Here is an 8,407-nt window from a genome sequence, read left to right on the forward strand (position 1 = left end):
GGTAGGCGGCTCCGTGGTGGATGGTGAAGGAGCCCTCGAAGAGTCGGCAGCGGATGTCGAGGAACCGGATGCCGGTGGACAGTTGCGCCGCGATGCCGGTGTTCTGGCACTCGGCCCACGGACCGCCGTACTGCGCACCGGAGTTGTGCGTGCCCGGGATCGTCAGATCCCGTAAGACCGCCCCGTCGGGGAGCTGCGACATCCACGCCTCGGGTCCTGGCGCCTCGGCGGCGGCCGCGCGGGCCTCCACCGACATCGCCGTGCTCAGCAGCGTGGTGGCCGACAGCGCGGCCACCCCCTTGAGTAAGTGCCGGCGTCTCAGGGTCATGACAAAGAATCGAAGCACGGTGCGCCCGGTTTCCACAGGGCGCTGTTGCGCCATCTCCGCCCCAGCGAGGCGGTGCCGACCCCGGGCCTACATCCGGCGGATCGCCTGGCCCAGCCGTGCCGCCATGTCGGCGGTCTGCAGCGGTGTCATGGACAGCACGCCGTTCTCCGTCATGAGGGCGTGGTACTGCTGCTGCCCGTAGGGGACGCCTTCCGGGAGTCCCGCGATGTGCCAGTGCAGGTGGGAGTTGCCCTGCTGGCTGCCCAGCGACAGCAGGTACGTCCGCTCGGGGGCCAGCACCTCCTCCACGGCCAGCGCCACCCTGCGGACCACTCGCATCAGCCGGAGAAAGGCGGTCTCGTCCACGTCACGGACGACGTGCTCGATGTGCCGCTTCGGCGCGACCAGGACCTTGCCGGGCAGCGTGGGCCAGCGGTCCAGAAAGGCGATGTGGTCGTCGTCCTCGTAGACCGTCTCGTGACGGAAGTCCGGGTCGCCGGCGACGAACGCGCAGACGAAGCACGGTCCCGACCGCATCCGTTCCTCATACGCCCGCAGATCCATCGGCCGGCGGTCGGTCAACGTCGTCTCCTGTCACGTCGGCGACTCGCGCAGTGACCCGGCGCCGCAGTTCGTCGAGGTCCATGATTCACAGTGTGCGCTGCCATCTGACCTCGCCGTCGTGCCATCGGTCCGTGGGTGCGAGTCCGGCGGCCGTGGCGACCGCGGCGGAGGCCCGGTGGTCCGGATGGATGTGGGCGATGAGGTCCCGTACGGACTGCTGACGCAGCCGGCCGGCCATTCCCCGGGTCGCCTCCGTGGCGATACCCCGTCCCTGCCAGGGAGTTCCGACCACCCAGGCGATCTCCGCGTGCCGTCCGCCCTCGTCGAGGGTGATCGTCGCCTGGACGTATCCCGTCAGGCAGCTCTCGGCGCGTGACCCGATCACCCAGTTGCCCCAGGAGACGGCTGGATCGTAGGACCCCGCGGTCAAGCATGCGTAGCGCGCCCGGAGGGCCTCGGGGTCCGGGGGTTCACCGCCGGTGAAGGTGTACAGCGCGGGGTCGGACAGCACCACGGCCATCTCCTCGGCGTGCTCCTCCCGCAGCGGCAGCAGCACCAGCCGCTCGGTGTCGATGATCGCGGGCGCGGTCGGCGTCAACGTTTCCGTCCGACGCCGCAGATCGCTTCCACCTCTGCCGCGTCCTCCTCGGGGTCGGCGACGTCGGGTCGCCACATCGTGGTGGTGACCACGCCGGGCTCCACCACGTCGAGGCCGTCGAAGAAGCGGGCGATGGCATCGTGGCTGCGCAGGTGGTAGGAGCTGGCGGAGTTCGTGTTGTAGACGCGGATGGCCTCGTTGAGCGCGGCGTTGGTGTCGGAGCCGTCGGTCACGGCCAGATAGCTGCCGGATGGCAGCGACTCCAGCAGCCGCGCCACGATCGACCACGGGTCGTCGGAGTCGGGAAGCTGCCCCAGCGTTCCCATCAGGGTGAGCGCCACCGGCTTGGTGAAGTCGAGGGTTCCGGCCGCGCCGGCGAGGATCGCTTCGGGGTCGCGTACGTCGGCGTCGAGGTAGGCGCAGGCCCCCTCCTTGCTGCTGGTGAGCAGGGCCTGGGCATGCACCAGCACGAGCGGGTCGTTGTCGACGTAGACGACCCGGCACTCCGGTGCGACGCGCTGCGCGACCTCATGGGTGTTGTCCACGGTCGGCAGCCCGGTGCCGATGTCCAGGAACTGACGTATCCCGGCCTCGGCGGCCAGGAAGCGGACCGCGCGGGCGAGGAAGTAGCGCTGGATGCGGGCGATACGGGCGATGCCCGGGAAGGCGTGCAGGATCATGTCGCCGACCTCGCGGTCGGCGCTGTAGTTGTCCCGGCCGCCCAGCAGGTAGTTCCAGACGCGTGCCGAATGCGCTTGGTCCGACCGGATCTTCTCGGCCAGCCGGGGGTCCTGGGGAGTATTCATAGGGGTCAGCTTCACACGGGGCGGCGACAGATCGTGAGGGGTTTGTCGCACCGAGCTGTTCGAAAGTGACCTTGCCGTGGCGGGCAGTGGTCCCGCAGCGGTGCTCCGGGCGTCCCTCGCCCGGGTGATTCGGAATCAGGGGCGCCTCGGACCGGTTGCCGTGGTGACGAGGGAAGTTCGCCGTGCCGGGAACGGAGACCCCACTGGCGCCGCCTGTACGGCGGGGGCCAGGCTGACCTCCATGAGCATCGCGTTCCTCTTCCCCGGCCGGGGCTCACAGCGGCCCGGCATGCTGCACCGGCTGCCCGACACCACGGCGTCCGCGACCGTGCTGGCCGAAGCGGACGGGGCGCTGCGCGCTCTGGTGGCCCGTTCTGGTGCGGGGACCGGAGCAGGGGCCGGCGGGGAGCACGCGGACAGCATCGCCGAGCTGGACACGGCGGAAGCACTGGAACGGTCGCCGGTGGCCTGCCACATCGCGCTCTTCGTCGCGGGCGTGGCCGGTGCGCGCGCGCTGGTGGAGGACGAGGAGGTACGGCCCGCCCTCGTCGCCGGGCACGATGTCGGAGGCTACGCGGCGGCCGTACTCGCGGAGGTGCTCACCTTCGAGGAGGCGTTGCGGGCCGTACGGCTGCGCGGCCTGCTGCTGGAGCGCGGAGAGGAGCCGGAGGGGGACGTCGCCGTCCGGCTCGCCCAGCATCTGGCGACCATCCCGCGGCGCCCGCAGGCCGTGCCGTATGTGAGCGGTGTCTTCGGGCGCTGCCTGCGCGGCGACACCAACGCCGTCTTCGACGACCTGGCCCGGTCCGTCGCCCTCCCCGTGCGCTGGGAGGAGATGACGGTCGCGCTGACGCAGGAGGGGACGCGCTGCTGCGTCGAGCTGCCGCCCGGGCGGGCGCTGACCGGCCGGGTGGCCGCGGAACTGCCGGGTATGGCGGCGGTGTCGGTGGAGGAGCACGGTATCGCCACGGCAGCGGAGCTGGTGCGCTCGGCGACCGGCCGGCCCGGTAAGCGCTCAGCCGACCGGGACGCGGCCGGGCTGGGCGAGTTCGGCCCGATCGGGTTCGGTCCGGGCACGTTCGGTCAGGGTGGAGCCGGTCAGGGGCCGTCCGACCCGCATGCCGGGCCCGCCTGGCGTACCGATCAGAGCGGCTTGGCGTAGCAGCGGCTCGCGGCCTCGAAGCGGTAGAGGCCGAACTTCCCGGTCGGCTCGTATCCGGAGGAGACGTACAGCGCGATCGCCTCGGGCTGCGCGGTGCCGGTCTCCAGGACCATGCGGGTACGGCCCGCCGCGCGGGCGTCCTCCTCGAGCACGGCCAGGATCCGCCGGGCCAGCCCGAGCCCCCGCGCCTCCCGCACCACGAACATCCGCTTGATCTCGGCGTCCCCGTCCGAGTAGCCCTCTTCGTTCCGGTGCTGTGAGCGCCAGCCACCGGTCGCGACGGGCCGGCCGTCGTCGTCGTACGCCATCAGGTAGAGCCCGTGCGGCGGCTCGAACATCGCGGGGTCGAGCGGGGTGATGTCGCCCTCGTCGTCGTAGCGCTCGGCGTACTCCTGCTGCACGTCGTCGTTGAGCTTCATCGCGTCGGGATGGTCGTAGCGCACACGAACGATTCGCATACCGGTCATCGTAAAGTGACCCGGATGCTGAAGGTGACGACGGTGAACGTGAACGGGCTGCGGGCCGCGGCCAAGAAGGGCTACCAGGAGTGGCTGGCCGCCACCGACGCGGACGTGGTGTGTCTGCAAGAGGTCCGGGCCGAGCCGCACCAGCTCCCCGACGCCGTACGCGCGCCCGACGGCTGGCACACGGTGTACGCGCCCGCCGCGGCCAAGGGGCGGGCCGGTGTGGCCCTGCTCACCCGGCGCGAGCCGGACCAGGTGCGGATCGGCTTCGGCGCGGCGGAGTTCGAGGACTCGGGCCGGTACGCCGAGGTGGATCTCCCGGGTGTGACCGTCGCCAGCCTGTATCTGCCCTCGGGCGAGGTCGGCACCGAGCGGCAGGAGTACAAGGAGCGCTTCATGGCCGCCTTCCTTCCGTATCTGCGGCGGCTGCGGGAGCGGGCGGCGGCCGACGGGCGCGAGGTCCTGGTGTGCGGAGACTGGAACATCGCCCACCAGGAGGCGGACCTGAAGAACTGGCGCGCGAACCGCAGGTCCGCCGGCTTCCTGCCCGAGGAGCGGGAGTGGCTCTCCCGGGTGCTGGACCCGGCGGACGGCGGTTACGCGGACGTCGTACGGGCGCTGCACCCGGATGTCGCCGGGCCGTACTCGTGGTGGTCCTACCGGGGGCGGGCCTTCGACAACGACTCGGGCTGGCGCATCGACCTGGTGTGCGGTACGCCGGGCCTGGCCGTGCGGGCGATGAAGGCGGAGGTCGAGCGGGCACCGAGCCACGCGGAACGGTGGAGCGATCACGCCCCGGTGACGGCGACGTTCGACTCCTAGGTCACCCGGGGCCAGGTCCCGGTCGGTTCGCCGGGGCGTCGGGTTCCGGGGTGGGGTGGCCGGTTTGGCCGATCCACTGTTCGACTTCCGCCCGTACCCGGCGGTCCAGGGCGAGGCCCAGTTCCGCCTCGACGACCTGTTTCGCGAGCGGGCGCAGCTGGGTCAGCAGGTCGTTGAGGCAGTCGGCGTCCAGTCCGCCGTCGGCGGTGGCGGCCGCCGCTTCCGCGGGCAGCAGGTGGGTGCGGAAGAGGTCGGCGAAGACCTCCGCGATGGCCTCGGTCTGCGTCCGCAGCCCGCGCCCCGCGGCGAGTACGGCGGCGAGCGGGATGCCCTTCTTCACGAGTGCCGACGAGGCGTCCAGCAGGCGGCGGCTGATGTGGATGAACTCGTCGCCGTCGACGGCGATGTAGCCGATGTCGAGCGAGGCGGCGAGGTTCTCGACGGTGACCTCGCCCTGGTAGTAGTCGGCCAGCTCCTCGGGGGTGAGGCGGATCGGCGTCTCCTCGGCGAACAGGGTGATCATCGAGGATTCCAGACCGAGCAGTTCGGCCGTGCCGTGGGAGTCGCGCCCGCTCTCGAAGGCGCCGAGCAGATCGGCGATGCCGCCCAGTGTGTGGCCGCGGGCGAGAAGGCCGGAGATGGTGCGCAGCCGGGCGAGGTGGTGTTCGTCGTACCAAGCGATGCGGCCGTCCCGGCGGGGCGGCGGCAGCAGCTTGCGCTCCCGGTAGAAGCGCAGTGTGCGGGTCGTGATCCCGGCCAGCTCGGCCAGTTCGGCCGTACGGAACTCGCGCTTGCCGTTGCCGGCGTCGTTGCCGGTGCCATGACCGGCGTGACCGGCGTGACCGGCGTCGGACCCGCCGCCCGGGTCCGTGCTCGCTGCTCGCTCGCTGTCGTCGGCCACCCGGGCAGCTTAACCATCCGGATCAGGGGATTGCCTGGACGTGTGCCCGGAGAGGGGAGCCCGGGGGCAGGCGGCCTGGGTGCAACCGGCGGTAACTTCCGGCGCGAGACCCCTACCCATCGGTATCCCGCTGCCCTACGCTCCCACCATGCCAGTGATTACTGGCGCGGTAAGCAGTCGGCGAAAGCAGACACCGGGAGGCGGCGGCATGGCGGCCGAGCGCGAGCACGAGCACGTACGGGTGGCGGTGATCGGATCCGGATTCGGCGGCCTGGGGGCTGCCGTACGGTTGCGCCGCGCCGGAGTGACCGACTTCGTCGTACTGGAGCGCCGGGAGGCGGTCGGCGGCACCTGGCACGACAACACGTATCCGGGGTGCGCGTGCGACGTACCCTCGCACCTCTACTCCTTCTCCTTCGCGCCCAACAACGAGTGGCCGCGCGCGTTCTCCGGGCAGGAGCACATCCGCGCCTACCTGGAGCGCGTCACGGACACCTTCGGGCTGCGGCAGCACATCCGGTTCAACTCCGCGGTCGAGCTGATGAGCTGGGACCCCGAGGAGCTGCACTGGACGCTCACGACCGGGCAGGGGCACCAGCTGACGGCGGACTTCGTGGTCAGCGCGACGGGGCCGCTCTCGGACGCCAAGATCCCGGAGATACCCGGTCTGGACGGCTTCACCGGCAAGGTCTTCCACACCTCCCGCTGGGACCACGACTACGACCTGAGCGGCAAGCGCGTCGCCGTCATCGGCACCGGCGCCTCCGCGATCCAGGTGGTGCCGGCCATCCAGCCCGAGGTGGAGAAGCTCACTCTCTTCCAGCGCACCCCGGCGTGGGTGATGCCGCGGGTCGACCGGAAGATCACCGGACTGGAGCACCGGCTGCACGGCATGCTGCCCGCCACCCGCTATCTGCGCCGCCAACTGCTGTGGGGCATGCGGGAGATGCAGGTCACGGCGTTCGCCAAGCACCCCAAGATGCTGGGCCTGATCGAGAGGCTCGCCTCCAGCCACATGAGGCGCGCGGTCAAGGACCGGGACCTGCGGCGGAAGCTCACCCCCGGGTACCGCATCGGCTGCAAGCGCATCCTGCTGTCCAACAACTACTATCCGGCGCTCGCCGAGCCGAACGTCGACCTGGTCGCCTCCGGCCTCAAGGAGGTACGCGGCAACACCCTCGTCGCCGCCGACGGCACCGAGGCGGAGGTGGACGCGATCATCTTCGGCACCGGCTTCCACGTCACCGACATGCCGATCGCGCACCGCGTCAAGGGCGCGGACGGCCGGACGCTGGCCGAGAGCTGGTCGGGCGGGATGGCGGCGCTGCGCGGCTGTACGGCCCCCGGCTTCCCCAACTTCATGACGGTCATCGGCCCCAACACCGGCCTGGGGAACAGCTCGATGATCCTCATCATCGAGTCCCAGCTGAACTACATGGTCGACTACGTCAAGAAGCTGGACACCCTCGGCGGCCCGGCCGGCAAGGCGGCGCTCGACCCCCGTCCCGAGGCCGTCAACGCCTGGAACGCCCACATCCAGGACCGCATGGAGCGCAGCGTCTGGAACACCGGCTGCGACAGCTGGTACCTGGACGCCAACGGCCGCAACACGACCGTATGGCCCGGCACCACCGCCGAGTTCCGCAACGTCACCAGGGAAGTCAGGCTGGAGGAGTACGAGGTGCGGCGCGTGTCCGCCCAGGGCGCGGGCTCGGCGGCAAGTCCCGCGAAGGGCAAGGTGACCGTGCCGGGCGCGGCGGGCCGCGGCGCGGCGACGGCCGCCTTCCACGCGGCGGAGGAGGGCTGACGATGGTGCGCCTCACCGCGACGGGCCGTCCCCCGGCGAACCGCAGTCCGTACGAACTCCCCGCCGCGGCCCGTGAACTGGCCGCCACCTCCGCCGACGGCGCCCGCCTGCACGTCGAGGTGCACGGGCGCGAGAGCGACCCGGCCGTGCTGCTCGTCCACGGCTGGACCTGCTCGATCGCCTTCTGGGCGCCCGTCATACGGGAGTTGACGGCCACCGGGCACCGAGTGATCGTCTACGACCAGCGCGGCCATGGCCGTACACCCGCCGCGAACCCGCACGCCTACAGCCCCGCCGTCCTCGCCGACGACCTGTGCGCCGTGCTCGACGCGGCGCTGCGGCCCGGCGAACGGGCCGTGCTGGGCGGCCACTCCATGGGGGCGATGACGCTCATCGCCGCCGCCGGGCGGCCCCAGCTGGAGGAGCGGGCAGCCGCGCTCATGCTGTGCAACACCGGGGCGCACCGGCTGCCGGCCGAGGCCCGGGTGCTCCCCTTCCGCTCCGAGCGCGGGCGCGTCCGCGCGCACCGGCTGCTGCTGACGTCGCGGGCGCCCATGGGGCCGGTGTCGCCGGTCACCAAGAAGGCGCTGAAATACGGCACGCTGGGCCCGGACGCCACCCCCGAGCAGGTCACGGCCGTCGCCCGCATCGTGCACGCCTGCCCGCATCGCGTGCGCGGGGCCTGGGGCCGGATGCTCGCCGAGCTCGACCTGGCGGCGAACGTGTCCCGGCTCACCCCGCCGACGGCCGTGCTGGCCGGTACGCACGACCGGCTCACCCCGTCCGTACTCGCCCGCGAGCTGGTGGCCGCGCTGCCGCACAGCACCCGCGGCCTGCACGAGCTGCCGCGACGCGGGCACATGACACCGCTGGAGACCCCGGAGGAGGTGGCAGGGGTGCTGCGGGGGCTCGTACGGGAACATCTCCATCACCCAGGCCGCCCCACCACCGCCGA

At 71.7% G+C, this 8,407-nt stretch carries 9 protein-coding genes and 1 pseudogene; 4 read left to right on the forward strand and 6 right to left on the reverse strand.

Annotated features, from left to right (window positions below; translation table 11 throughout):
* The 4 genes and pseudogenes from ACRDP3_RS21515 to ACRDP3_RS21530 all read right to left on the reverse strand — a co-directional run.
* Nucleotides 1–328, reverse strand: a pseudogene (locus ACRDP3_RS21515) (phospholipase); the annotation flags it as partial.
* Nucleotides 329–415: 87 nt separating this feature from the next.
* A complete protein-coding gene (locus tag ACRDP3_RS21520) occupies nucleotides 416–910 on the reverse strand; it encodes an HIT family protein (protein ID WP_431518622.1) in 495 nt (164 codons plus the stop codon).
* A 67-nt stretch (nucleotides 911–977) separates the two neighbouring features.
* Nucleotides 978–1,490 carry a GNAT family N-acetyltransferase gene (locus ACRDP3_RS21525; protein WP_431518623.1) on the reverse strand — a complete coding sequence of 171 codons (513 nt, stop codon included), beginning with the start codon at nucleotides 1,488–1,490 and terminating at the stop codon, nucleotides 978–980.
* The gene (locus ACRDP3_RS21530) at nucleotides 1,487–2,296 is read right to left on the reverse strand and encodes an SAM-dependent methyltransferase (RefSeq protein ID WP_431518624.1); all 810 of its coding nucleotides are present in this window, start codon (nucleotides 2,294–2,296) and stop codon (nucleotides 1,487–1,489) included. Before ACRDP3_RS21530 ends, ACRDP3_RS21525 begins: the two co-directional genes overlap by 4 nt.
* Nucleotides 2,297–2,537: 241 nt before the next feature.
* Here ACRDP3_RS21530 and ACRDP3_RS21535 point away from each other — a divergent pair, with 241 nt between their 5' ends.
* Complete coding sequence (locus ACRDP3_RS21535; protein ID WP_431518625.1) at nucleotides 2,538–3,458, forward strand: ACP S-malonyltransferase; 921 nt, start codon at nucleotides 2,538–2,540, stop codon at nucleotides 3,456–3,458.
* On the opposite strand, the gene ACRDP3_RS21540 is transcribed toward ACRDP3_RS21535, so the two are convergent.
* The gene (locus ACRDP3_RS21540) at nucleotides 3,440–3,916 is read right to left on the reverse strand and encodes a GNAT family N-acetyltransferase (RefSeq protein ID WP_431518626.1); all 477 of its coding nucleotides are present in this window, start codon (nucleotides 3,914–3,916) and stop codon (nucleotides 3,440–3,442) included. The two genes, ACRDP3_RS21535 and ACRDP3_RS21540, sit on opposite strands and share 19 nt — an antisense overlap.
* 24 nt (nucleotides 3,917–3,940) lie before the next feature.
* On the opposite strand from ACRDP3_RS21540, the gene ACRDP3_RS21545 reads away from it, so the two are divergent.
* Complete coding sequence (locus ACRDP3_RS21545; protein ID WP_431518627.1) at nucleotides 3,941–4,744, forward strand: exodeoxyribonuclease III; 804 nt, start codon at nucleotides 3,941–3,943, stop codon at nucleotides 4,742–4,744.
* Nucleotide 4,745: 1 nt separating this feature from the next.
* Here the strand turns inward: ACRDP3_RS21545 and ACRDP3_RS21550 are convergent, their stop codons facing one another.
* The gene (locus ACRDP3_RS21550) at nucleotides 4,746–5,645 is read right to left on the reverse strand and encodes a MerR family transcriptional regulator (protein ID WP_431518628.1); all 900 of its coding nucleotides are present in this window, start codon (nucleotides 5,643–5,645) and stop codon (nucleotides 4,746–4,748) included.
* A 208-nt stretch (nucleotides 5,646–5,853) separates the two neighbouring features.
* Between ACRDP3_RS21550 and ACRDP3_RS21555 the strand changes: the two genes are divergently transcribed.
* Both ACRDP3_RS21555 and ACRDP3_RS21560 read left to right on the forward strand, forming a co-directional pair.
* Nucleotides 5,854–7,452 carry a flavin-containing monooxygenase gene (locus ACRDP3_RS21555; RefSeq protein WP_431518630.1) on the forward strand — a complete coding sequence of 533 codons (1,599 nt, stop codon included), beginning with the start codon at nucleotides 5,854–5,856 and terminating at the stop codon, nucleotides 7,450–7,452.
* 2 nt (nucleotides 7,453–7,454) lie between these two features.
* A partial coding sequence (locus ACRDP3_RS21560; RefSeq protein WP_431518629.1) for an alpha/beta fold hydrolase occupies nucleotides 7,455–8,407 on the forward strand: 953 nt, incomplete at its 3' end.

It is taken from the genome of Streptomyces sp. (assembly GCF_050698815.1).
Lineage (GTDB): Bacteria > Actinomycetota > Actinomycetes > Streptomycetales > Streptomycetaceae > Streptomyces.